The sequence below is a fragment of the Streptomyces sp. S186 genome (genome assembly GCF_051603415.1).
GTDB lineage: Bacteria > Actinomycetota > Actinomycetes > Streptomycetales > Streptomycetaceae > Streptomyces.
In genome coordinates this window covers 4,375,584-4,398,091 of the sequence record NZ_CP193932.1, presented here as the reverse complement: position 1 = coordinate 4,398,091, position 22,508 = coordinate 4,375,584, and the positions used below count along the sequence as shown (strand labels likewise).

At 69.0% G+C, this 22,508-nt stretch carries 18 protein-coding genes, 1 tRNA gene and 4 pseudogenes; 9 read left to right on the top strand and 14 right to left on the bottom strand.

Features of this window, described 5'->3' with window-relative positions:
* The first annotated feature begins 142 nt into the window (after positions 1–142).
* The 3 genes from ACRAS8_RS18900 to ACRAS8_RS18890 all read left to right on the top strand — a co-directional run bounded on the left by ACRAS8_RS18900 (position 143) and on the right by ACRAS8_RS18890 (position 2,040).
* A complete protein-coding gene (locus ACRAS8_RS18900; RefSeq protein WP_438487216.1) occupies positions 143–730 on the top strand; it encodes a Uma2 family endonuclease in 588 nt (195 codons plus the stop codon).
* 44 nt (positions 731–774) lie between these two features.
* Complete coding sequence (locus ACRAS8_RS18895; RefSeq protein ID WP_438487215.1) at positions 775–1,179, top strand: pyridoxamine 5'-phosphate oxidase family protein; 405 nt, start codon at positions 775–777, stop codon at positions 1,177–1,179.
* Positions 1,180–1,635: 456 nt separating this feature from the next.
* Positions 1,636–2,040 (top strand): hypothetical protein, encoded by a 405-nt coding sequence (locus ACRAS8_RS18890; RefSeq protein ID WP_438487214.1) that lies wholly within the window; start codon positions 1,636–1,638, stop codon positions 2,038–2,040.
* Between the two features lie 141 nt (positions 2,041–2,181).
* On the opposite strand, the gene ACRAS8_RS18885 is transcribed toward ACRAS8_RS18890, so the two are convergent.
* The 4 genes from ACRAS8_RS18885 to dnaK are packed head-to-tail and all read right to left on the bottom strand — an operon-like array spanning position 2,182 to position 6,399.
* Positions 2,182–2,637 (bottom strand): heat shock protein transcriptional repressor HspR, encoded by a 456-nt coding sequence (locus ACRAS8_RS18885; RefSeq protein WP_026247484.1) that lies wholly within the window; start codon positions 2,635–2,637, stop codon positions 2,182–2,184.
* Between the two features lies 1 nt (position 2,638).
* Positions 2,639–3,811: a molecular chaperone DnaJ gene (dnaJ, locus tag ACRAS8_RS18880; RefSeq protein ID WP_438487213.1), complete on the bottom strand. Its 1,173-nt coding sequence runs from the start codon at positions 3,809–3,811 to the stop codon at positions 2,639–2,641.
* Positions 3,812–3,856: 45 nt separating this feature from the next.
* The gene (gene grpE / locus ACRAS8_RS18875; RefSeq protein WP_438487212.1) at positions 3,857–4,543 is read right to left on the bottom strand and encodes a nucleotide exchange factor GrpE; all 687 of its coding nucleotides are present in this window, start codon (positions 4,541–4,543) and stop codon (positions 3,857–3,859) included.
* Positions 4,540–6,399 (bottom strand): molecular chaperone DnaK, encoded by a 1,860-nt coding sequence (dnaK, locus tag ACRAS8_RS18870; RefSeq protein ID WP_438487211.1) that lies wholly within the window; start codon positions 6,397–6,399, stop codon positions 4,540–4,542. Before dnaK ends, grpE begins: the two co-directional genes overlap by 4 nt.
* Positions 6,400–6,734: 335 nt before the next feature.
* Here dnaK and ACRAS8_RS18865 point away from each other — a divergent pair, with 335 nt between their 5' ends.
* On the top strand, positions 6,735–9,050 hold the full coding sequence (locus ACRAS8_RS18865; RefSeq protein WP_438487210.1) for a (Fe-S)-binding protein: 2,316 nt from the start codon (positions 6,735–6,737) through the stop codon (positions 9,048–9,050).
* A 679-nt stretch (positions 9,051–9,729) separates the two neighbouring features.
* A complete protein-coding gene (locus tag ACRAS8_RS18860; RefSeq protein ID WP_438490531.1) occupies positions 9,730–10,671 on the top strand; it encodes a YIP1 family protein in 942 nt (313 codons plus the stop codon).
* Positions 10,672–10,819: 148 nt separating this feature from the next.
* On the opposite strand, the gene ACRAS8_RS18855 is transcribed toward ACRAS8_RS18860, so the two are convergent.
* From ACRAS8_RS18855 to ACRAS8_RS18840, 4 genes are all read right to left on the bottom strand, one after another.
* Entirely contained in the window at positions 10,820–12,391 is a 1,572-nt protein-coding gene (locus ACRAS8_RS18855; RefSeq protein WP_438487209.1) for a ricin-type beta-trefoil lectin domain protein, read from the bottom strand.
* 172 nt (positions 12,392–12,563) lie between these two features.
* On the bottom strand, positions 12,564–13,061 hold the full coding sequence (locus tag ACRAS8_RS18850) for a phosphoribosyltransferase (protein WP_274914834.1): 498 nt from the start codon (positions 13,059–13,061) through the stop codon (positions 12,564–12,566).
* 71 nt (positions 13,062–13,132) lie between these two features.
* A complete protein-coding gene (dcd, locus tag ACRAS8_RS18845; protein ID WP_438490530.1) occupies positions 13,133–13,708 on the bottom strand; it encodes a dCTP deaminase in 576 nt (191 codons plus the stop codon).
* Between the two features lie 161 nt (positions 13,709–13,869).
* On the bottom strand, positions 13,870–14,028 hold the full coding sequence (locus ACRAS8_RS18840) for a hypothetical protein (protein WP_016573140.1): 159 nt from the start codon (positions 14,026–14,028) through the stop codon (positions 13,870–13,872).
* Positions 14,029–14,263: 235 nt separating this feature from the next.
* On the opposite strand from ACRAS8_RS18840, the gene ACRAS8_RS18835 reads away from it, so the two are divergent.
* Positions 14,264–14,337 (top strand) — tRNA-Gly (locus ACRAS8_RS18835).
* Positions 14,338–14,535: 198 nt separating this feature from the next.
* Here ACRAS8_RS18835 and ACRAS8_RS18830 read toward each other — a convergent pair.
* Together ACRAS8_RS18830 and ACRAS8_RS18825 are read right to left on the bottom strand one after the other, a co-directional pair.
* Positions 14,536–15,696, bottom strand: coding sequence for a cytochrome P450 (locus ACRAS8_RS18830; protein WP_438487208.1), 1,161 nt, complete (start codon positions 15,694–15,696; stop codon positions 14,536–14,538).
* Between the two features lie 105 nt (positions 15,697–15,801).
* Positions 15,802–16,545, bottom strand: a pseudogene (locus ACRAS8_RS18825) (tyrosine-type recombinase/integrase); the annotation flags it as partial.
* Between the two features lie 154 nt (positions 16,546–16,699).
* On the opposite strand from ACRAS8_RS18825, the pseudogene ACRAS8_RS18820 reads away from it, so the two are divergent.
* The 3 pseudogenes from ACRAS8_RS18820 to ACRAS8_RS18810 form a co-directional block, all read left to right on the top strand.
* A pseudogene (locus ACRAS8_RS18820) lies at positions 16,700–16,837 on the top strand (glycosyltransferase); the annotation flags it as partial.
* A gap of 82 nt (positions 16,838–16,919) precedes the next feature.
* A pseudogene (locus ACRAS8_RS18815) lies at positions 16,920–17,959 on the top strand (serine hydrolase domain-containing protein); the annotation flags it as partial.
* 456 nt (positions 17,960–18,415) lie between these two features.
* Positions 18,416–18,778 (top strand): annotated as a pseudogene (locus ACRAS8_RS18810) (IS3 family transposase); the annotation flags it as partial.
* On the opposite strand, the gene ACRAS8_RS18805 reads toward ACRAS8_RS18810, so the two are convergent.
* From ACRAS8_RS18805 to ACRAS8_RS18790, 4 genes are all read right to left on the bottom strand, one after another.
* Positions 18,733–19,086 (bottom strand): hypothetical protein, encoded by a 354-nt coding sequence (locus ACRAS8_RS18805; RefSeq protein WP_438487207.1) that lies wholly within the window; start codon positions 19,084–19,086, stop codon positions 18,733–18,735. The pseudogene ACRAS8_RS18810 and the gene ACRAS8_RS18805 sit on opposite strands and share 46 nt — an antisense overlap.
* A gap of 61 nt (positions 19,087–19,147) precedes the next feature.
* Entirely contained in the window at positions 19,148–19,345 is a 198-nt protein-coding gene (locus ACRAS8_RS18800; protein WP_438487206.1) for a helix-turn-helix transcriptional regulator, read from the bottom strand.
* A gap of 124 nt (positions 19,346–19,469) precedes the next feature.
* Entirely contained in the window at positions 19,470–20,951 is a 1,482-nt protein-coding gene (locus tag ACRAS8_RS18795) for a phytoene desaturase family protein (protein WP_438487205.1), read from the bottom strand.
* Positions 20,952–20,972: 21 nt separating this feature from the next.
* Entirely contained in the window at positions 20,973–22,463 is a 1,491-nt protein-coding gene (locus ACRAS8_RS18790) for a serine hydrolase domain-containing protein (protein WP_438487204.1), read from the bottom strand.
* Between the last annotated feature and the right edge of the window lie 45 nt (positions 22,464–22,508).

Sequence of the window (22,508 nt, the reverse complement as noted above, 5' to 3'; positions counted from 1 at the left end):
TCCTGACGTTTCCAACGTGCGATAAGTTGAGTCTATTCCACTCAAGGCGTTCGCTCACGCTTACGAGTGAAGATCCGATCATCGGCCTCTTTCCGCAGGCGGCGGCCCGTGACACTGGCCTTCGACCACAAGGAGGTGCAGCATGACGGCTATGGCACACGAGCCGATGGCGACTGAAGTAGAGACCCTCCTGGATTACTTCCTCGCCCTTGAGGTCCCCGAGGGCTTCCGGGCTGAGCTGATCGAGGGGGAGATCATTGTGACGCCGCCGACTGACGGAGATCACGAGGACTACCTGAGCACGCTGAAGCGGCAGATCCTCAGGAAGTCCACAGCCGATATGGACGAATCCGCCAACAAGGGCATCAAGGCGCCCAGCGGCAATCAAGAGCAAGACTTCGACAATCGACTCATCCCCGATGCCGTCTACGCCCCACGCGAGTTGCGCATCTTCCGAGGGGCAGAGCCGTGGATGCCATGCGACGGCATCACCATGGTCGTCGAGGTGACATCGACCAAGCCCCGTAAAGACCGCGAGGACAAGAGACGCGCCTACGCCCGCGCCGGCATTCCGCTCTACCTTCTCGTCGACCGCGAGAAGTCCACGGTGACCTTGTTCAGCGAGCCTTCCGCGGAAGACTACGTGGGCAACACCACCATCCCCTTCGGCAAACCCCTCCCTCTCCCCGCCCCCTTCTCCTTCGACCTGGAGACGGCCGACTTCGTGTGACCAGCCAGGGGCCGCCCGCCGCGGCCCCCACTACCCTGGCCCCCATGGCCCACGACCTCTCCGCCCTCTCCCCCGAGTACCTCGCCTTCTGGGGCGAGTACCAGATGCCGACCCTCACGACCCTGCGGGCCGACGGCACCCCGCACGTCGTCCCGGTCGGTGTGACCTACGACGCCGGGCAGCGGATCGCGCGGATCATCACGCGCAAGGACAGCACCAAGGTCAGGAACATCCTCGCGGCCGGCGCCGACGGGGCGCGGGTGGCGGTCTGCCAGGTGGACCGCGGCCGCTGGGCGACCCTGGAGGGCGTCGCCCGGGTGCGGACGGACGCCGTGACGGTGGCCGACGCGGTGCGCCGGTACGCCGAGCGGTACGGCCGGACCCCGGAGCCCAACCCCGACCGCGTCATGATCGAGATCGCGGTGACCAAGGCCCTCGGCCGCGCCTGAGGCCCGCCACGTCCCCTTCTGCCGACGCCCCGCGCTGCCGCCGGCCCGTCCCGCCGCCGTCGCCAGGTCCGTACCTGGCCGAAACCGGACCCCGTGAATCCGCCGCCGCGCGCCCACCTGGTACTCAGGAACGGCAGGAACCGAACACCTCCGCGCAAGGACGAGCGGCAACGGACCTGTCCCGGGCAAAAAGACGGCAGCTGGAGGCCGCATGGCGTCGGCGTTGGGCAGTACCACGACGACCGTTCCGCGCCGTCGCCCCCACAAGCGGACGGTCCGGCCCCGCCCGGCCGCGGAGAACTGCCCCCGGTGCGGCGGCCAGTTGGCCGTGAACCAGGACGGCTGGAAGATCTGCCACGCCTGCGGATACGCGTCGCCGCCCGGCGTCGCCCCTCCACCCCGGGCCCCCGGCGGGGGTATCGTCGCCCCCACAGTCGCCACGCCCCGGAGGGCACGATGAACTCGGTCCGAGTGACGGCGATCGCCTGCCTGATGCCGCTGTCCGAGCTGGACGAGGATCCGTTCCTGGTCGACGACCGCAGCCAGCACGCCATGTGCAAACAGTGGGCGGCTGCCCGTGACTACCGCCTGACCTGCCAGCTGAGCCTGCACCAGCTGCGCGCCGACCACAGCGCGCTGTGGCACGACGTCGAAGAGGGCCTGGTCGATGTGTTCGTCACGCCCAACCGGCGGGCGCTGGAGTACGCCATCGACGGCGCCGAGGAGTTCGGCGCCCGGTGCGCGGCCGCGGGGGTCCGGCTGGAGACCGCCGACCTGGACGAACCGGTCTACACCCTGGCGATGAAGTCGCAGGTGCACCGGCGGCTGTCGATGCCGACGGCGGGGTACAACGGCTGCTGACCGCCGGCGTCACGGACACCCGGAGATACTCGGAGACACCCGCGGACACCCGCGGACCCGGCGGCGTGACGCATGACGAAGGACCGGGGTGGTGCGCCCACCCCGGCCCTTCGTCACGTCGGCGACGGCCTCACAACAGCCTCACTCCGAGGACCGCTTGGGCCGCCAGACCACCAGCGCGCTGGACTGCTGCACGTCCTGATACGGCACCAGGTCGCGGCGGTAGGAGGCGTGCACCGCCGCCTCCCGCTGCCGCATCGCGCTGGCCGCGCCCTCCAGGGCGCCCTGCAGCTCGGCGACCCGCTGCTGGAGGGCCGCGACCTGGTTCTCCAGCTCGATGATGCGCTTGATGCCGGCGAGGTTGATGCCCTCCTCCTGCGACAACTGCTGGACGGTACGCAGCAGTTCGATGTCGCGGGCGGAGTAGCGCCGGCCCCGCCCGGCCGTACGGTCGGGCGAGACCAGGCCCAGGCGGTCGTACTGCCGCAGGGTCTGCGGGTGCAGGCCGGAGAGCTGGGCCGCGACGGAGATGACGTACACCGGCGATTCGTCGGTCAGTTCAAAGGGGTTACGACGCTGCCCGCCCCGGCTGTCCATCTCATGCTCCCTTCGCGGCCTGGAACAGCTCCGCCCGCGGGTCGGGGCCCGCGGTCGCCTCGCGATAGGACTCCAGCGCTTCCTTCGCCTTGTCGCCGAGGTCCCCGGGAACGACGACCTCTATGGTGACCAGCAGATCACCTCGGGTGCCGTCCTTGCGGGCCGCGCCCTTGCCGCGGGCCCGCATCGTGCGTCCGTTGGGCGTGCCGGCCGGCAGCTTCAGCGTGACCGCCGGGCCGCCCAGCGTCGGCACCTTGATCTCGCCGCCGAGCGCGGCCTCCGGGAAGGTGACCGGCACCGTGACGGTGAGGTTGTCGCCCTTGCGGCCGAAGACCGGGTGGGCGCCCACGTGGACGACGACGTACAGATCGCCGGCCGGGCCGCCGTGTTCGCCCGGGGCGCCCTTGCCGCGCAGCCGGATGCGCTGCCCGTCCGAGACGCCCGCAGGGATGCGGACCTGCATCGTGCGGGAACTGGACGCGCGCCCGCTGCCCTTGCAGACCTCGCAGGGCTCCTGGGCGATCAGGCCGCGGCCCTTGCAGTCGGCGCACGGGTCGGTGAGCGAGAAGCCGCCGCCCGCGCCCCGGCTGACCTGGCCGGTGCCGACACAGGTCGGGCAGACCCGAGGCGTACCGTTTTTGTCGCCGGTGCCGGAGCACGCCTTGCAGGGCGCCTGGCTGGACATCCGCAGCGGGACCGTGGCCCCGTCGACCGCCTCGGTGAAGCTGAGCGTCACCTCGGACTCGATGTCCTGGCCGCGGCGCGGCTGCGTACGGGTGCCGGTGCCGCCGCCGCGGTTGAACAGGCCGCCGAAGACGTCCCCGAGCCCGCCGCCGAAGCCGCCGGAGCCGCCCGCGCCCCCGGCGCCCCCGAAGAGGTCGCCGAGGTCGAAGTTGAAGCTCCCGCCCCCGCCGGGGCCGGCCCGGAAGCCGCCGTTGCCGAACAGCGCCCGGGCCTCGTCGTACTCCTTGCGGCGCTTGGCGTCGCCGAGCACGTCGTTGGCCTCGGAGATCTCCTTGAAGCGCTCCTCGGCCTTGGCGTCGCCCTTGTTGGCGTCCGGGTGGTTCTCCCGGGCCAGCTTGCGGTACGCCTTCTTGATCTCCGCCTCGGTGGCGTCCTTGGGGACGCCGAGGACCTTGTAGTAGTCCTTCTCGACGAAGTCCTTGGTGCTCATCCCCGACGTCCCTCCTTCCGGGCGGTTCTCGCGTCGGCCCCTACGTCAGCCCTCGTCCGGGCCACCGTTCTCCTTGTCCGCGGCCTTGGCACCCTTGGCTCCCTTGCCGCCCTTGGCACCCTTGGCCTCCTCGTCGGAGGCCGGCTTGGCGCCCTGTGCGCCCGGCTGCGGCTCGGCGACCGCGACCCGCGCGGGGCGGATCGTGCGCTCACCGATGCGATACCCGGGCTGCAGGATGGCGACGCATGTCGTCTCCGTGACGTCCGGCGCGTACGAGTGCATCAGCGCTTCGTGGATCGTCGGGTCGAAGGGCTCGCCCTCCTTGCCGAACTGCTGCAGGCCGAGCTTGGCGACCACGGTCTCCAGCGACTCACCGACCGACTTGAAGCCGCCGACCAGTTCGCCGTGTTCCCGGGCCCGGCCGATGTCGTCGAGCACCGGCAGCAGTTCGGAGAGCAGGTTGGCGACCGCGACCTCCTTGACCGTCACACGGTCGCGCTCCACCCGGCGGCGGTAGTTCTGGTACTCCGCCTGGAGCCGCTGGAGGTCGGCGGTGCGCTCGTTGAGCGCGGTGCGCACCTGGTCCAGCTGGGCCTGGAGCGCTACGTCCTGGACGTCCCCGGCCGGGGCCGAGCCCGCCGTGTCGGCGGACTCGGCCCGTGCCGCGTCTTCGGGAGCGGCATCGGAAGGGACGTCGGGCTTCTCCTCGAAGCCCGGGGTCTCCTCCGTCACGCCGCACCGTCCTTCTTGGGCTTCTCGTCGTCGACGATCTCGGCGTCGACGACGTCGTCCTCGGCCTTGGGCTGCTGGCCGCCGGCCTGCGCGCCCTCGGCGCCGGCCGCACCCTGGGCGGCCTGGGCGTCGGCGTACATGGCCTGGCCGAGCTTCTGCGAGACGGCCGCGACCTTCTCCGACGCGGTGCGGATCTCGGCCGTGTCCTCGCCCTTGAGCTTCTCCTTCAGCTCGCCGACGGCGGTCTCGACCTCGGTCTTCACCTCGGCGGGCACCTTGTCCTCGTTGTCCTTGAGGAACTTCTCGGTCTGGTAGACCAGCTGCTCGCCCTGGTTGCGGGTCTCGGCGGCCTCGCGGCGCTTGTGGTCCTCCTCCGCGTACCGCTCGGCCTCCTCGCGCATCCGGTCGACCTCGTCCTTCGGCAGCGAGGAGCCGCCGGTGACGGTCATCTTCTGCTCCTTGCCCGTGCCCAGGTCCTTGGCGGTCACGTGCATGATGCCGTTGGCGTCGATGTCGAAGGAGACCTCGATCTGCGGGACGCCGCGCGGGGCCGGCGGCAGACCGGTCAGCTCGAACATCCCGAGCTTCTTGTTGTACGCCGCGATCTCGCGCTCGCCCTGGTAGACCTGGATCTGCACGGACGGCTGGTTGTCCTCGGCCGTCGTGAAGATCTCCGACCGCTTGGTCGGGATGGTCGTGTTCCGCTCGATGAGCTTGGTCATGATGCCGCCCTTGGTCTCGATGCCGAGGGACAGCGGGGTGACGTCGAGGAGCAGAACGTCCTTGACCTCGCCCTTGAGGACACCGGCCTGGAGGCTGGCGCCCATGGCGACGACCTCGTCCGGGTTGACGCCCTTGTTGGCCTCCTTGCCGCCGGTCAGCTCCTTGACGAGCTCGGCGACGGCGGGCATACGGGTCGAGCCGCCGACCAGGACCACGTGGTCGATCTCGGACAGCGAGATGCCGGCGTCCTTGATGACGTTGTGGAACGGGGTCTTGCAGCGGTCGAGGAGGTCCGCGGTCAGCTGCTGGAACTGCGAGCGGGTGAGCTTCTCGTCCAGGTGCAGCGGGCCCTCGGCGGAGGCGGTGATGTAGGGCAGGTTGATCGTCGTCTCGCTGGACGACGACAGCTCGATCTTCGCCTTCTCCGCGGCCTCGCGCAGGCGCTGGAGCGCCATCTTGTCCTTGGAGAGGTCGACGCCGTGGCCGCCCGCGAACTGCTTGACCAGGTAGTCGACGATGCGCTGGTCCCAGTCGTCACCACCGAGGTGGTTGTCGCCGTTGGTGGCCTTCACCTCGACGACGCCGTCGCCGATCTCCAGCAGCGACACGTCGAAGGTGCCACCGCCGAGGTCGAAGACGAGAATGGTCTGGTCTTCCTTCTCCAGGCCGTAGGCCAGGGCGGCGGCGGTGGGCTCGTTGACGATGCGCAGGACGTTGAGGCCCGCGATCTCACCGGCCTCCTTGGTGGCCTGGCGCTCGGAGTCGTTGAAGTACGCCGGGACGGTGATGACCGCGTCGGTGACCTTCTCGCCGAGGTAGGACTCCGCGTCCCGCTTCAGCTTCTGCAGGATGAACGCGGAGATCTGCTGCGGGTTGAAGTCCTTCTCGTCGACGTTGATCTTCCAGTCGGTGCCCATGTGACGCTTGACCGACCGGATCGTCCGCTCGACGTTGGTCACCGCCTGGCGCTTGGCGACCTCACCGACCAGCACCTCGCCGTTCTTGGCGAAGGCGACGACGGACGGCGTGGTCCTGGCGCCCTCGGCGTTGGTGATGACGGTGGGCTCACCGCCTTCGAGAACACTGACGACGGAGTTAGTCGTGCCCAGGTCGATGCCGACCGCACGTGCCATTTCGATTCCTCCAGCTGACTTGAGTGGAACAGGCTCAAGGGTGCAGCACCGATCCCGACCTGTCAACAGACCTGAGTCGAGCGCGCTCAACTTTTATATCGCCCTTATCGTCACCGGCCCGTCCGGGAGGACGCCGCGCGCGGGCGGCCGGTTGCCCGCGCGACACAGATCACCGGCCGGGCGGCTACAAGGGGCCCGGAATACTGGGTAACCTCAGCCGCAGACCTGAAAAGTTACCGCTTAGTAGTTCCGCTCGGATCTCCGCCGGCCCGGCCGTCCCGATCACGCGGAACCCCTTCGATTTCGCCCGCTCTCGCAGGTTCGAGGAGCCACCCATGCAACTCGCCGCGATCATCGTGTCGCTGGTCCTAATCGCGGTCGGCGTCGCGCTGTTCGGCCGTGCCATCCTGCAGATCTACCGCCACATGCGGCTCGGTCAGCCGGTGCCCGCCGGCACCCGCACCGACGCCCCCGCACGGCGGACCGTCACCGTGGCCAAGGAGTTCCTCGGCCACACCCGGATGAACCGCTGGGGCATCGTCGGCGCGGCGCACTGGTTCGTGGCGGTGGGCTTCTTCTCCCTGCTGCTGACGATCGTCAACGCCATCGGGCAGCTCTTCAAGGCCGACTGGATCCTGCCGGTCATCGGCGACTGGACGCCGTACAACGTCTTCGTCGAGTTCCTCGGCACGATGACGACGCTCGGCATCCTGACCCTCATCGTCATCCGGCAGCTGAGCAAGCCGAACAAGCCGGGCCGCAAGTCCCGTTTCGCCGGCTCCAACTTCGGCCAGGCGTACTTCGTCGAGGCCGTCATCCTCATCGTCGGCGTCTGCATCTTCACGCTGCACGCGCTGGAGGGCGCCCAGCACCACGTCGACGGCTACGAGGCGTCGTTCTTCGTCTCGTACCCGGTCGTCGCGTGGCTGAAGGGCATGAGCGTCGCCACGCTCCAGAACCTCACCTACTTCTTCGCCGGCCTGAAGATCGCGACCTCGTTCATCTGGATGATCACGGTCGCCCTGAAGACCGACATGGGTGTGGCCTGGCACCGCTTCCTGGCCTTCCCCAACATCTGGTTCAAGCGCGAGGCGGACGGCGGCGTCGCCCTCGGCGCGCTGCAGCCGATGGTCTCGGCCGGCAAGCCGATCGACTTCGAGGACCCGGGCGAGGACGACCAGTTCGGCGTCTCCCAGATCGAGCACTTCTCGTGGAAGGGCCTGCTGGACTTCGACACCTGCACCGAGTGCGGCCGCTGCCAGTCGCAGTGCCCCGCCTGGAACACCGGCAAGCCGCTCTCCCCGAAGCTGCTGATCATGTCGCTGCGCGACCACGCGCACGCCAAGGCGCCGTACCTGCTCGCCGGCGGCGGCAAGGACGCCGAGGGCAACGAGAAGGCCACCGAGGAGCAGCTGGCCGGCGTCCCCGCCGCGGCCCTGGCCGAGGCCGAGCGCCCGCTGATCGGCACCCTCGACGCTGCATCCGACAGCGGCTCCGCCGCGGGCGGCGTCATCGACCCCGACGTCCTCTGGTCCTGCACCACCTGCGGCGCCTGCGTCGAGCAGTGCCCGGTCGACATCGAGCACGTCGACCACATCGTCGACATGCGCCGCTACCAGGTCATGATCGAGTCCGCGTTCCCGTCCGAGGCGGGCACGATGCTCAAGAACCTGGAGAAGAAGGGCAACCCCTGGGGTCTGGCCAAGAAGCAGCGGCTGGCCTGGACCAAGGAGGTCGACTTCGAGGTCCCGGTCGTCGGCAAGGACATCGAGGACCTGACCGAGGTGGACTACCTCTACTGGGTCGGCTGCGCCGGCGCCCTCGAAGACCGCGCCAAGAAGACGACGAAGGCGTTCGCCGAACTCCTCCACATCGCGGGCGTCAAGTTCGCCATCATGGGCGGCGACGAGGCGTGTACCGGTGACTCCGCCCGCCGCCTGGGCAACGAGTTCCTCTTCCAGCAGCTCGGCCAGCAGAACGTCGAGGCCCTCAACGCGGCCTTCGGCGAGACCGGCGACGACGGCGACTCCGCCGCGGGCGACGAGTCCGCCAGGAAGCCGAAGTCGTCGAAGAAGATCGTCGCCACCTGCCCGCACTGCCTGAACACCCTCGGCAACGAGTACCCGCAGCTCGGCGGCGACTACGAGGTCATCCACCACACCCAGCTGCTGCAGCACCTCGTCGACGAGGGCAGGCTGATCCCCGTCACCCCCGTCGAGGGCATCATCACCTACCACGACCCGTGCTACCTGGGCCGCCACAACAAGATCTACACGCCGCCGCGCGAGATCATCGGCAAGGTCCCGGGCCTGCGGAACGAGGAGATGCACCGCCACAAGGAGCGCGGCTTCTGCTGCGGCGCCGGCGGCGCCCGGATGTGGATGGAGGAGCGGATCGGCAAGCGCATCAACAACGAGCGTGTTGATGAGGCACTGTCGCTGAACCCCGACATCGTGTCGACGGCTTGCCCGTTCTGCCTGGTCATGCTGACCGACTCGGTCAACGGCAAGAAGAACGACGGCAAGGCCAAGGAGTCGATCCAGGTCGTGGACGTCGCCCAGCTGCTGCTGGAGTCCGTCAAGACGCCGGTGGATCCGCCGGCGGACGAGGAATCGGCGGCGGGGGCGCCGGAGTCGGCGCCGGCGAAGTAGTTTCCCGGCGTCCCGGACGCCGTGACGGACGGTCGGCCCCTCGGGGCCGGCCGTCTCCCTTTTTGCGCCTGGTGGCGCCGATCCGCTGCGCGGGGCGTGTCCGGCCCGCTTCGCGGGCTTGTTGTCCGCTGCGCGGGGCTGTTGGGTGCGGTGACGGGCCTCCGGGGGTGGTGTGCCGGACTGCTTCGCTTTACGTCCGGCACACCACCCCCTCCGACCCGTCCCCTCCCGCTGAGGGTCAGATTTCAGGCCAGTTGAGCCTCATGCCCGGTGGGCAAGTGCCGGCCCCGGACTGATGGGTGACCGGCAATGGGTGAGCGAGCCGGCACGGGACCACTCACGCACGCCCCCACCCACCGTCTCCATGACCACCCACGGGAGGGGACGGGTCGGAGGGGCAGGGGGTGTGTCCGGACGTAAAGCGACAGCAGTCCGGCCACACCCCCTGCCCCGGAGGCCCGGCACCGCGGCCGAACAGCCCCGCGCAGCGGACAAGCAATGCGCCGCAGGCGCAAAACAGGAACCCGCACGGCGGGAAAGCCGACGACGTGGGGGGCGCACCCCGGAGGGGAAACCCCTAGGGGATGTCACAGCATGGCTCCAAAGGAGCCATGGAATTCCGTCGGGACCCACCCGCCCCGCGGGACCAGGTACTTTCGAGGGCGTGGCTGGATTCAGGATGGGGCGCGGACGGGATGCCCGCCCCGCGCAGGACGGACAGCAGGCGGGGCCCCAGGGGACCCAGGGGCCGCACGCGTACGGGCCGCCGGCGCCGTACGGGCAGCAGTCCCCGCCCCCGCAGGGTCAGTGGCAGGCGGCACCGCGGCCGTACGGCGGGCCGGCGCCGCAGGGGCAGCCCGAGTACTTCACCGACGGCGGCCACCAGGCCCAGGAGCCGCCGTACGCGCCCTACGACAACCGCGACAACGCCCCGGGCCACACCCAGCAGTTCAGCGTCGGCGACGCTCCGGACTCCTACGGGTCGTACGACGGGGCGTACGACGACCGGTACGGCGGCGACGGCCAGTACGCGCAGGGCGGCACCTACCGCGCCGGCCAGACGAGCGCGCCGCCGGCCGGTCCGCGGCTGCACTGGAAGCAGCTGCTGTCCGGCATCGTGCTGCGGCCCACGCCGACGTTCTGGCAGATGCGGGACCACGCGCTGTGGGGCCCGGCGCTGCTCGTCACCTTCGGCTACGGCCTGCTCGCGGTGTTCGGCTTCGACAAGGCCCGCGCGGACGTGCTCAACGCCACACTCGGCAACAGCATCCCGTGGGTGCTGATCACCGCGGTGATGTTCATCGTGGGCAGCCTGATCCTGGGCGCGGTCACCCACACCATGGCCCGCCAGCTGGGCGGCGACGGTGCCTGGCAGCCGACGGTCGGCCTGTCCATGCTGGTCATGACGATCCCGGACGCGCCGCGGCTGCTCTTCGCGATGTTCCTGGGCGGCGACAGCCCGCTGGTGCAGGTCCTGGGGTGGGCCACCTGGCTCGCCACCGGCTACCTGCTGACCTCGATGGTCGCCAAGTCGCACGACCTGCCGTGGCCCAAGGCCCTGGGCGCCTCCGCGATCCAGCTGGTCGCGCTGCTGGCCCTGGTGAAGCTCGGCACGCTGTAGCCGACGCCCGTTCGCGGTCCGGCCCACGGCAGAGGGGCCCGCTCCGGGAGTGGTGCCTGACGTACCTCGCGTACCTCAGGCACCTCCCGGGACGGGCCCCTCGCCCGTACGGACGGCCTTCGTCCGCGCTCCCGCCGCCCGCGGGCGGTCAGGCGAACCGCTGCGCGGCCGAGCCGTCGCACTTCTGGAGCCGCAGGGGGTCCTTCGCCGCCCCCAGCGTCAGGCAGAGCGACGCCGCCGCGGCCGGCCGGAGGCTTCCGCTGCCGCCGTCCCGGACGAACTGCTGGTTGGCCGCCCCCGAGCAGTTCCACAGCACCAGCGCGGCCCCCGTCTCGTACCGGGCACCCGGCACGTCCAGGCAGCGGGCCTGGGTCAGCTCCACGTGCAGCGACCTGCGGTCCGGGTCGTACCACCAGCCCTGGTTGCGCTGCCCGTTGCAGTCCCAGCCGCCGACCGCGGTGCCGTTGCGGGACAGTCCGCCGGTGGCGTCCAGGCAGCTGCCGGTCGCGGCGTTCCTCAGCGGGCGGTAGGCGTCGTCCCAGGCACCGGGGTACAGCTCGAGCCGCCCGGTGCCCGCCGGATCGGCGCAGGACGCCTCGCGCAGCTGCGGCGCCGCGTAGAGCCGGGTCAGGCAGGACGCGAACGCGCCGTGCCCGCGGGCGTTGGGGTGGAAGGACTGGCGGACCGAATTGGCGTCCGGCGGGAAGGGGTTGGAGATGTTGACGTACAGCCCGCGGGCCCAGGTGTCGGCCATGCACACCTCGTGGCCGTGGAAGAGCCGCGAGGCGTCGAGGTAGGTGACGCCGGTGTCCTGCGCGATCTTGCGGACGCCGCGTTCGAAGGCCGGCACGGCGGCGTTCCGCCCCCACCCGGCATCGGACGTGTATCCCGTGCACCCGCCCGGGATCTTCCCCGGATAGTGCGGGTTGTCCTCGACGTCCGGGCCGATCGGGCTCGGGTACGACATCACCACGAACCGGTAGTCGTCGTCGGCGTACCCGGCGTCCCGCATCACGGTCCGCAGGTCCCGCACGGTCGCCTCGACCTTCGGCACCAGGCCGTCGACGCGCGCCTGCCACCCCGGGCGGTACTTCGGCTCGCAGGTCCCCTGGAACAGGAACCAGCGCTCGACGCAGTCCGTCATCACCGGACCGAACTGGAGGTCGTCGTTGGCGCCGGCGACCAGCAGCACCATTTTCAGCCGGGTGTTGCGCGCCGCGATCGCCAGGCTGTCGCTCTGCACCAGCTCGTCGGCGTACTGCTTGCTGCCCCCGATCCGGATGTTGCCGGTGTACGCGCCCGAGCACGCCGCGTTGTACGTCACGTCGGCGGCGATCCCGGTCCGGTGGATCGCCGCGTCCGGCGACCGGTGGCACCAGTTGGCGGGCCCGTCGGTCCCCGGCTCGTACGTCCCGACGCCCTCCCCGGAGATCTCGCTGTCCCCCAGCGAGATCAGCGAGGTCTTCCGTTCGCCGAGCGGCCGCACGGCGGCGTCGCCGTACAGCTTCGTCGCCTCCCGCGCCCGGATCCGCTCCAGGTCCGGCGCCAGCGGCCGGACGGCCGGCCGCCCGGCCGTCGCCGCGGTACCCTGCGGCGCGCCGCCGGCCCCGGCGGCACTGGCCCCGCCCGCCGTCACCGTGAACGCGGCGGTCAGCGCCGCCGCCGACACCGCCACGGCGGCCCGCAGCCGCCGCCCTCGCCCGCGTCTCGCACGCACCATGGGCCTCCCCTCCGGTCTGCTGTTACCGCCGGTTTGTACTCGGAGGTAGTGACAGGGGGAACACCCGGAACGGAACTGGCCGGAACGCGCGCCACAAAGCGCCACAAAACGCCCGCGAGCCCACGAAGTACGCGGGCTCGCGGGAAGGGGAAGCGCCGGACGGGCGCCCTGCTCAGGCGTCCAGGATCTGGCCCTCGCGCCGGACCACCGGCGGCTCGACGCTCCACGGGAAGTTGATCCAGTCGTCCGTGCGCTTCCAGACGTACTCGCACTTCACCAGCGAGTGCGGCTTCTCGTAGATCACCGCGCTGCGGACCTCGGCGACGGTCCCCAGGCAGAAGTCGTGCACCAGCTTCAGCGTCTTGCCGGTGTCGGCGACGTCATCGGCGATCAGCACCTTCTTGTCCGAGAAGTCGATCGCGTTGGGCACCGGCGCGAGCATCACCGGCATCTCCAGGGTGGTCCCCACCCCGGTGTAGAACTCGACATTCACCAGGTGAATGTTCTTGCAGTCCAGCGCGTACGCCAGACCGCCGGCCACGAACACCCCGCCCCGGGCGATCGACAGCACGATGTCGGGCTCGTACCCGTCATCCGCGATCGTCTGCGCCAGCTCACGGATCGCTCCGCCGAAGCGCTCGTACGTCAGGTTCTCCCGCACGTCACCCACGACTCTCCCAGACCTTCTCTTCGTCTCCGGGGCCCGTGCCGGCCCCGCCTCGCACCCGCGCGCGAGGTACCTCACACCTGCGTACGGTGGAAATTCTTGAACGACCGGGACGGCGTCGGACCGCGCTGTCCCTGGTAACGCGAGCCGTAGCGCTCGCTGCCGTACGGATGCTCCGCCGGCGAGGCCAGCCGGAACATGCACAGCTGCCCGATCTTCATGCCCGGCCACAACTTGATCGGCAGCGTCGCGACGTTGCTCAGCTCCAGCGTCACGTGCCCGCTGAACCCGGGATCGATGAATCCGGCCGTCGAATGCGTCAGCAGCCCCAGCCGCCCCAGACTCGACTTCCCCTCCAGGCGCGAGGCGAGATCGTCGGGCAGCGTGATGACCTCGTACGTCGAGGCCAGCACGAACTCGCCGGGGTGCAGGATGAACGCCTCGTCGCCCTCCGGCACGACCTCACGGGTCAGGTCGGGCTGCTCGACGGCGGGGTCGATGTGCGGGTAGCGGTGATTCTCGAACACCCGGAAGAAGCGATCGAGCCGCACATCGATGCTGGACGGCTGCACCATCGCCTCGTCGTAGGGGTCGATGCGCACCCGACCTGCGTCGATCTCGGCCCGGATGTCCTTGTCTGAGAGAAGCACGCAGTCGAGGATACGCGCCCGCACACCCCCCTCCGCACGACGAGGGCCCGGCCCCACCAGGGACCGGGCCACCGCGACCTCACCTCGACGTTCGCGTTCGTCGTCGCGTTCATCGCGTTCGAAGATCACCGCCGACCTTCCTCGCGACCCCGCGACCGCCGCTACCGCTTGGCGTGCTCCACGGGCACCGAGTGCCGCAACCGAGCACAGCGCGGGCAGCGCAGCAGCCGTCCGGGGCCGAGCCGGTCGGTGGTCTGCATGGGGAACGAAGCGGTGCTGAAGACGTGCCCCTCGGCACAACGTACGACGGTGCGCTCCATCAAGTCCCTCTCCCAACTGCGTGGACAACAAAAGCCACATTAGGGGATGAACTGGGTGCGCTCGCAGGCGGCACTCCGGTGCCCCACCGTACGCCTCAACTCCCTTCCCCCGCACCCGCGTCCCGCCCCCGGGACCACCGGCGCACCCGCCCCCGGACAGGCCAAATGCACCGCCGGGCGGTGATGGGGTAGAGTGTGCGACGACGCTCCGCCTCCAGAATGGAAGCGGTGTTACGCGGGTGTAGTTTAATGGTAGAACATGAGCTTCCCAAGCTCAGAGCGCGGGTTCGATTCCCGTCACCCGCTCCAAGCTTGAGCCCCAGGTCAACGGCCTGGGGCTTAGTTATTGTCTAGACCATTTTTGGGTCGCGTGCCAGTTGCACGCCACAAGGGACCGATTAACGCGCGGAGTTGGCAACCGCAAGGCCCTCCCGGGCGATTCGATCGGCCGTCATCTCGAATCGCGAGACGCAATTTATGTGGCCTGAGGCACCTGGCGCTGGATGGTCAGCGACGATGCACTCGCGAACACGGCCGGCGGGCACGCCTTGGTTCGCTCCAGCGGATGGGGAGAGAGCCCAGCGTCCTGATCGCCGGGGTGACCGACCAGGTGAGTGCGGTCTCGTCAATGGCCAAGCGCAGGCCGGGGAGTTCGCGGAGCAGGGTGTGGAGACCGATGCGGACCTCAAGGCGTGCGAGTTCGGCTCCGAGGCAGTGGTGGGCGCCCCGGCCGAAGGCCAGGTGGCGGTTAGGGGTGCGGGTGAGGTCGAAGCGGTGGGGATTCTCGAAGATCCGGGGGTCGCGGTTGGCCAGGGCGAACGCGACTGCCGCACGGTGCCCGGAGCGGGTTGCGAGGCGGGGCACGCTCACGGTGTGCGCGGGGGAATAACGCAGGGCTTCTTCGACCGCACCGTGCAGGTGCTGAGGGTGCGCCCGCAGGCAGGCGAGCTGGGTCGGGTGCAGGAGCAGACACAACAGGGCGTTGGCGAGCTGGGCTGTTGCGAGGAGGTGGCCGTCGAAGAACAGCGACGCGCATAACCCTTCGAGCTCCCTCTCGGTGAGTTTCCCTGCGCCGGTCTTCTGGATGAGCAGGTCCAGGAGTCCTCGGCCGGGGCGGCGGTGCAGTTCGCCGAGCACCAGACGCACCGTGCGGTGCAGTTCGACCTCGGCGCGGTGGACTTCACGGCCGCCGGCGTCAGCGCTGGCGGAGCGGGCCAGGGACCAGTGGTACAGCGCGGGCCTGGCCGGGCGGGGCACGCCGAGGACATCGCAGTGCGTGGTGAAGGCAAACGGCCTGCAGAACTGGCCGATCGCCTCCGCGGGACCGCCGGCTGTACGCAGGCGCGCGACGAGAGCCTGGGCAAGGCGCTCAAGGGCAGGGCGACGGGCTTGGACCGTCCGAGCGGAGAAAGCCGAGTTCAACAGCCCACGGAAGCGGGCATGGCGCGGCGCGCCCATCTCGGTGAGGGACATCGCGGAAGCCGGCCCGACCGGCACCACCTGCACCCCGACTCGGGACCAGGCAGAACCAGCAAGGAAGTGCCGCGCCTCGCCATAGTCGCTGATCAGCCGGTGGCCTGCAGAATCTGCGGACACCGGACAGACCAGGGCTTCCCGCAACGCGCCCGATATGAACGCCCGACCGCCCTTGCCGTGCTGTGCAGGCATGCCCCCTCCTGTTCGACCATTGGGTCAGGTCAGTGCATACAGGGAAAGCCGACCTGGCCCAAGACCGCCTTCAATCAAAGTCGGCACGAGAGGGGTATGCCGCGGGCCGGCCTTCTTCCGTGCCTTGCGGTACTTGCGTCCGAAGGTGGACCGGCGGGCTGGCGGAGGTCAGTGAGCACGGAACCGGGGCAGCACGATCTCCCGTTTGCCGGCACGGGGCTCCGGGTCGCCGAGTACCCGGCGGCCCGTGGTCAGCTCCGGGGCAGCACGCTTGACCCAGACCCCCCTCGTCCAGGTCCACGTTTTTGCGCCGCAGCTCCGCGAGCTCCTCGGGGCGCATCGAGGCGAACGCGCCGAGGAGGATCATCAGCCGCCAGCGCAGCCCGATGGCGTCGGCGAGGTCGAAGACCTGCTCGACGGTGGCGATCGGACGCTCGTCATCGACCGCGGTCTCCGTGATCGTTTTGAGGAGGCGGTAGGACTTGGCGACCTGGTCGCGCCAGTCTCCTTCAGGCGCTCAGCCCGCCACGTCCGCACCCTCGACGGACCGATCTCGTTGACGTCCAGCTCGCCGAAGGTGGGCTCCAGGTGCAGGCGCAACAGCCTGCGGTACAGCTCGTCCGTGGTTGCGGCGAGCCCTCGCTCGTCGATCCACTTCGTGGCGTACGCAAGGAAGTTGACCGCCCCGGCGTGCGGGTCTGTCCAGTCGCCGCGTATCTGGTCGGCCTCGGTATGGGTGAGCCAGATCTCCGCGTCCGTCTTGATCTCGAAGGTCTCCGGCGCCGCCCGCAGGTCTCCGTTCGCATCCGGGTAGCGGGCCTGCCAGCGTCCCGAGGGGCGCCGGCGCACGGATCCGTAGCGTCGCCGCTGCGGCTTGCGCTTGCGGGCCCATCAGGCCGTCAGCCGGTAGCCGATGCGGGGGCGGGGGTGGCGCACCGGCTCTACGGTGCGGGCCTCGATGTACGCGTCGAGCGCGCTCTGCGGGATGCGGACGTGGCGGCCGGCCCGAGACCTCAACCGCCTCCGTACCACCCCGGGGCTGCTCGCCGCCTTGCGGCAGGCCGGGCGAAGCAACGCCGCCCGCTACCCGCTCAGCGCCACCGCCAAGGCCCTGACCGAGCTCGGCCACCGGATCAGTTGACCACCCCGCCACGTTCCCCGGCCGGGCCCGCCCGTCTCACTACGCCGACGGGCGGGCCCGCAACGCGGCCTCGGAGATGTTCATGGAAGACAGCCCCCACCAGATCGAGCAACTCGTGGCGGGCGGCGTCCGCGACAAGGTCCACCTCGGTGCGGTGTGGGCCGTCGGCGACGCCACAGGCCCGAAGGCCGCAGGCACGGCCGGCGTCCTAGACCCCGCCGAGCCGGACATCCCCATGCGGCCGGACACGATCTTCGACGTCGCCAGCCTCACCGAGATCCTGGCCGTGTGGTCCACGACCGGCGCCCTCTGGGAAGACGGCGCCCTCCCGCTCGACGAACCCCTCGGCACCTTCTGGCCCGAGGTCACAAGCCACCCCCTCGGCCAGGTCACCGCCCGCCAACTGCTCACCCACACCGCCGGCGTACCGCTGCGAGCCCAGCTCAAGAACCTCTACGGCATCGACCCGGCCACCATCCGGGCCGGCGTCCTCCACGAAGCCCTGCACCGGCCGCCCGGCGAGGCCGTCGAGTACACCGACCGGGCCGCTCTCATCCTCGGCTACCTCGCCGAAAAACTCTCCGGCCAGAGCCTCGACGAGCTCGCCCACAACCGCGTCTGGCAGCCCCTGGGCATGACCCGCACCCACTTCGGCCCGCTGGCACCCGAACTGACCGTCCGCTGCGCCCCGACCGAGCTCGACGAAGACACCGGTCGCCACCTCAAAGGCACCGCCCACGACTTCTCCGCCCGCCTCCCCGACGGCGTCTGCGGCATCGCCGGCACCTTCTCCATCCTCGACGACCTCGCCCGCTTCCTGCAGTACATGCTCGACCCCATGACGGCCCCCACAGCACCGGGATTCGGGCCGAGCTGGGTCGAGGAACCCTCAACGCCCAAACCGGAACCCTGGAGCCCGTGCGCGGCCTCTTCCGGCACCCCGCCCCCGCCACCGACCCCGCCAACCGCCCCTACGTGCACTACGGCTTCACTGGCACCGGCATGTGGATCCCCCCTGAACGGGGAACCTGGGCCGTCCTGCTGACGAACAAGCTGTACTACACCCGCGACCGCGAGCCGTTGGCCCGCATCCGCAATACCTTCCGAAGCCTGGTCTTCAGTTGCCGAAGCTGCGCGGTCCGAACCCATTTCGTGCATGACGGACCAGCCAGCCACCACGGCACGGCGCGACCGCTCGTCCTGGTGCGTCAAGGCCGTCAGAACGCCGACCCAGGCCAGCCACACGGGATGCCGGAGGCCCGCTCCTTGAGGGAACAGGACAGCCATTCCTCCAAGGAACAGACGGCTCGCCCCCGCGGGGAACGGCTGGGGAGCGCCCCTCTGCGCAGCCCTGCTTCGGAGAAGCCGCTATTTCCTCTTCCCGTCATGAATCTCCCCGCATACAGGGTGCGATACACGCGGTGTTCGTTCCTGCGAGATCCGCCCCGGACTGGCGGTCATTGGCTCGCACCGTCTGGCCTGCCAGCTCCTGGGCATGCCGCAGTCCTGGTTCTACAAGTGGCGCGACAAGCCCACCACCGCGTGTGAGGTCCGGCGCGGACGGCTGTCGACGCGGTCCGGCAGATCTTCAAGGGCTCCGGCGACACCTACGGCTCCCCGAAGGTCCGGCTCGTCCTGGTCCGCGAGGACTGGCGTGTCTCGGCGAACACAGTCGCCCATCTGATGACCGAACTTGGCCTGGCCGGACGGAAGATCCGCTGCCAACGCGGGCTGACCCGGCCCGGCGAACGGCCGGCGGCCCCGAACTTCGTGCGACGGGGCAGCGCCGCCCCGGGCGCCGGCCTGCCCGCGCCGACCGGTTCCGCTCGGGGCTGCCGCTCGGTCCGCAGTCGGATCGGGCGAGGCCGTCATCACTGCAGCCTGCTGAGGGAGGGTCATTCGGCCGGATCGATCGAATGCTTCACTCCAGCCCGCGTGTAGGTCGCTGAAGCAGCTGCGTAGGAAATGCCGCCAAGTGCACTCAACCGCGAGAACGTGCCACCGAATTCACCGTGAATCAGCTCGTAGAATGTGCCGCACACAAGCACGAGCATCAGCACGTTCGCGGTCGTCGCCCCCGCCCTCCAGTTGATCAGGCGGCGGCGTTCATCCTCCTCGTGCCCGCTGAACTGCGCGGCGATGTCGCTGTGCCCCGCAAACAAGGTGACGGACAATCCGTACCCGATGATGATCAGCGGCAGCACGATGGCCAGAGCGATCTCACCACGCACCGCCATGATTACTGCCATGGCCGCTCCCCCGACCAAGGTCACCGCGAGAACGGCCCACCGGGTCGCCGCGCGGCGGGCGCTAGGCGTCGTCAACATGGAAGATCTCCTCAACGGTGAGCCCGAAGTGTCGGGCGAGTCGTATGGCCAACGGTAGCGACGGGTCGTAGCGGCCCTGCTCGATCGCGTTCACTGTCTGCCGGGAAACCCCCAATGCCGCACCCAGTGCTTGCTGGGAGAGCCCTAGGGCAACTCGCAGGCGGCGAACCTCATTCCGCATGGATGGAAAGTAAGCTTTACACCCCACCCTGTCAAAGGTGGCTTGCCCGTCCGGGCCATCCTTCTTACGCCGGAGGGATGTCAGGTCCTGCCCGGGGCACCGACTCAGGCCGGAACTATCCCGTTCAGTCGATACGAGGCTTCTGGGCTCGGTAGCGCGGCGCAAGGGACGGTGCAGTCCGGATCCCGTACTTACGGCGCAGGACCGAAAGAGCAGCGAGGTAGCCGGACATACCGTGAACGCTGGGGCCAGGCGGGGTGGAAGCCGAGCACAGATACACGTCCCGCAAGGGGGTGCGGTAGGGGTCGATCTGGGGCGCCGGGCGCAGGATGCTCTGTGCGAGTGTCATGGCCCCGGATGCGATGTCCCCGCCCACGTAGTTCGGGTTGTACGCCTCGTATGCGGCGGCAGAGATGCCCTGTTGGGCAAGAATGGTGTCGGTAAATCCAGGGGCATAGCGTTCGATGCGGGTGCGCACGATCTCGACGGGGTCCCGCGTGTCGCCGTTCGGTACGTGCGCGTACGCCCACACCGGGCGCTTGCCGGGCAAACCCCGCCCGGGGTCGGCTGTCATGGGATCAACGACGAGTACGAACGGCTCGGCGGTGGCAATGCCCTTTGCATTCAGGGTCTCCTGGCGGAACATCTCACGCTGCGTGCCACCTAGATGGACCGTCCCGGCCCTGCCCACCTCAGGGTCGGCCCAGGGGATCGGGTCAGAGACAAGGAAGTCGACCTTGGCGGCGGCAGGTCCGTAGTGGAAGCGCGCGAGGCGACGGATGTAGCGCACGGGCAACCTGGCGCCGGCGATCCGTACCAAGCCCTTCGGGCTGGTATCGAGCAGCACAGTGCCGGCGTGTTCGAGTTCCCGCAGATCGGTGATGTGCCGCCCGGTGTGGATCTCGCCTCCATGCGCCGTGATGTCCTCTGCCATGGCCTGGGCGATACGGATACTGCCGCCCCGCGGAATGGGCCAACCTGTGCCGTGCGCGAGGTGCCCCAGCAGCAGGGCGACCGCACCGGCAGCGATGCTGGGCAGTCTCCCAACGGCATGCGCAGCGACACCAGTTAGCAACGACCGTGCCTGCTCAGTACGGAACAATCCGTGGGCGAGAGGACTGCCGTGGGCGAGAACTCTGGGAGCCAGCAAGAAGGGAGCAACAAGGTCACGGGGAATTCCGCGCTGGCCAGAGAGGATCAGGTCCACGACACCGGCGCTGTGACCGAGCAGAGGCTCCATCGTCGCCCGCCAGCGACCCCCGTCACGGCCAAGATGCTCGCAGGTGGCATCCAGATCGCGAAACGCGAGGCCCGCGTGGGCGCCATCCAGAGGGTGGGCGTAGCTGATCTCGGGATGCAGGAGTTCCACGCCGCGGGCAGCGAGGTCGAACTCGCGAAAGAACCGTGAAGCTGCAGCCATCGGGTGTACAGCCGCACAGACGTCATGGACTACTTCGCTGTCGAAGAGCGGTTTGCTGCGCAGTCCTCCGCCGATATCTCCCGCGGCCTCATATAGCTCGACGTGCAGTCCGGCGCGGGCCAAGGTCACTGCGGCCGCCAGGCCGTTGGGCCCTGTGCCCACAACGGCTGCGTCGGTGCGGCTCATGGATGTCTCGTACCTTCTCTCTCAGAGCTCGACGGAGATGACGAGCAGAAGCAGCGACAGAAGGACAACCTCGTATCGAGCTGCCGACAGAGCCGTTCTGATGTCCGACCGTTGATCGCGGTCCGTTCGGGGACATCGGCTGACGCCCAGCAAGAAGCCGACGGCCAGGAGCGCGCCGCCCAATGCCCACACTGTTGACGGAACAGAGAGCCAGTCACCGATGCGCCGCACGATGAAAAGAAGAGTGACCCCGAAAGCGATACTGAAGCCGAAATGTACATGGTATATCTTCCTGGGGAATCTACGCCATGCCACGAAGAAAACAGGACCTGCTGCCCCTACGCTGCACAGCACTGTCAGCACCATTTGAGAGAGGCCATGTGCAGGATACTCCGTTTCGGGAGCGAGCCCCAGCAAACGTTTCCCGATAGCGTCGACAGGCTGATCCGTATTGGAGAGAACAACTACACCCTGGTGGCTGGACCGGTCGAACCCCATATAGGAAGCAAATCCCCCGGTTGAGCCGTTATGCCAAGTGATTTCTCGACCCTGCATGCGGGTGGTGTACCACCCCAGCCCAATCTTCCCAGCGTCAGCAGCATCGAACCGTGGCACAGCTGCTTCGGCACCTGGTGCCGTGCTCTGTAGCTCGGCCAGCACGAGGCGTGCGAGGTCTTCACTTGTCGACCAGATGTCGCCGGCCGGCGTGTAGCCCGATGTCAGCCAGTGCTGCATATGAGCACCGTTGGCTTTATATCCCGTCGCGCTGTTACGTGGTACAGCCGCGTCAGAGTGGACCATTCGGGTACTTCTCATTTTCAATGGCGCAAGCACGTACTGTCGCAGGAGCACTTCATATTCCTGGCCCACGACACGAGCGGCCGTCTGGCCGGCAAGCGCCATACCAAGATTTGAGTAGCGAAATGTCCCCGTTCCGCTGGAACCGGCATTTTGCCCGGCCGTAAAGACGTCCGCTTCAGTCATCCCCCGATAGGGGTCCTTGCCCATGATTCGCAGCTCCACTCCGCGCATGAATATATGGAGGTTCGCTGGCATCAGGTCGAGCCCGGCCCGATGGCTTGCCAGGTCCCGGAGGGTGGCCGAGCCCAGTGCAGGGTCACCAAAACGCATGTCGGGCAGGAGCTTCTGCAGGGGCACGTCAAGGCGCAGTTTCTTTCGGGCCGCGAGTTCCGCGAGGAGCATGCCCGTCATCGGCTTTCCGAGTGAACCGGCCTCAAAAACCGTGGACTTGTCGACACCTGGTCGCTTGGGGTTGCCTGAGTCTCCCAGTCCTGCGAAACGAACCCGGTCGCGGTTGATGGCGGCTACAGCGAGGCCACGATATCCGCGTCCGCCGCCCGCCGCCGCCCGTACCTGAGCGGCGAGCGCGGCGTCGCCTGTCGTCGCGCTGCTGAGAGTTGCCGGACGGGGTGTGAAGAATATCCAGGAGGCCAGCACAACCATAAACGTGATGCCCAGTAGGAGAAGGCCGAGGCGCTGGTAGCGCACCATATAGGCCAACCTCACACCGACCGTCCTTGATTCTGATGCCACGCC

What these genes read in the sequence shown, in the direction of transcription:
- ACRAS8_RS18900 (WP_438487216.1), top strand. Translation starts at nt 143, where the DNA reads ATGACGGCTATGGCACACGAGCCGATGGCGACTGAAGTAGAGACCCTC.
- ACRAS8_RS18895 (WP_438487215.1), top strand. Translation starts at nt 775, where the DNA reads ATGGCCCACGACCTCTCCGCCCTCTCCCCCGAGTACCTCGCCTTCTGG.
- ACRAS8_RS18890 (WP_438487214.1), top strand. Translation starts at nt 1,636, where the DNA reads ATGAACTCGGTCCGAGTGACGGCGATCGCCTGCCTGATGCCGCTGTCC.
- ACRAS8_RS18885 (WP_026247484.1), bottom strand. Translation starts at nt 2,637, where the DNA reads ATGGACAGCCGGGGCGGGCAGCGTCGTAACCCCTTTGAACTGACCGAC.
- dnaJ (WP_438487213.1), bottom strand. Translation starts at nt 3,811, where the DNA reads ATGAGCACCAAGGACTTCGTCGAGAAGGACTACTACAAGGTCCTCGGC.
- dnaK (WP_438487211.1), bottom strand. Translation starts at nt 6,399, where the DNA reads ATGGCACGTGCGGTCGGCATCGACCTGGGCACGACTAACTCCGTCGTC.
- ACRAS8_RS18865 (WP_438487210.1), top strand. Translation starts at nt 6,735, where the DNA reads ATGCAACTCGCCGCGATCATCGTGTCGCTGGTCCTAATCGCGGTCGGC.
- ACRAS8_RS18860 (WP_438490531.1), top strand. Translation starts at nt 9,730, where the DNA reads ATGGGGCGCGGACGGGATGCCCGCCCCGCGCAGGACGGACAGCAGGCG.
- ACRAS8_RS18855 (WP_438487209.1), bottom strand. Translation starts at nt 12,391, where the DNA reads ATGGTGCGTGCGAGACGCGGGCGAGGGCGGCGGCTGCGGGCCGCCGTG.
- ACRAS8_RS18840 (WP_016573140.1), bottom strand. Translation starts at nt 14,028, where the DNA reads ATGGAGCGCACCGTCGTACGTTGTGCCGAGGGGCACGTCTTCAGCACC.
- ACRAS8_RS18830 (WP_438487208.1), bottom strand. Translation starts at nt 15,696, where the DNA reads ATGCCTGCACAGCACGGCAAGGGCGGTCGGGCGTTCATATCGGGCGCG.
- ACRAS8_RS18805 (WP_438487207.1), bottom strand. Translation starts at nt 19,086, where the DNA reads ATGGCAGTAATCATGGCGGTGCGTGGTGAGATCGCTCTGGCCATCGTG.
- ACRAS8_RS18800 (WP_438487206.1), bottom strand. Translation starts at nt 19,345, where the DNA reads ATGCGGAATGAGGTTCGCCGCCTGCGAGTTGCCCTAGGGCTCTCCCAG.
- ACRAS8_RS18795 (WP_438487205.1), bottom strand. Translation starts at nt 20,951, where the DNA reads ATGAGCCGCACCGACGCAGCCGTTGTGGGCACAGGGCCCAACGGCCTG.
- ACRAS8_RS18790 (WP_438487204.1), bottom strand. Translation starts at nt 22,463, where the DNA reads ATGGTGCGCTACCAGCGCCTCGGCCTTCTCCTACTGGGCATCACGTTT.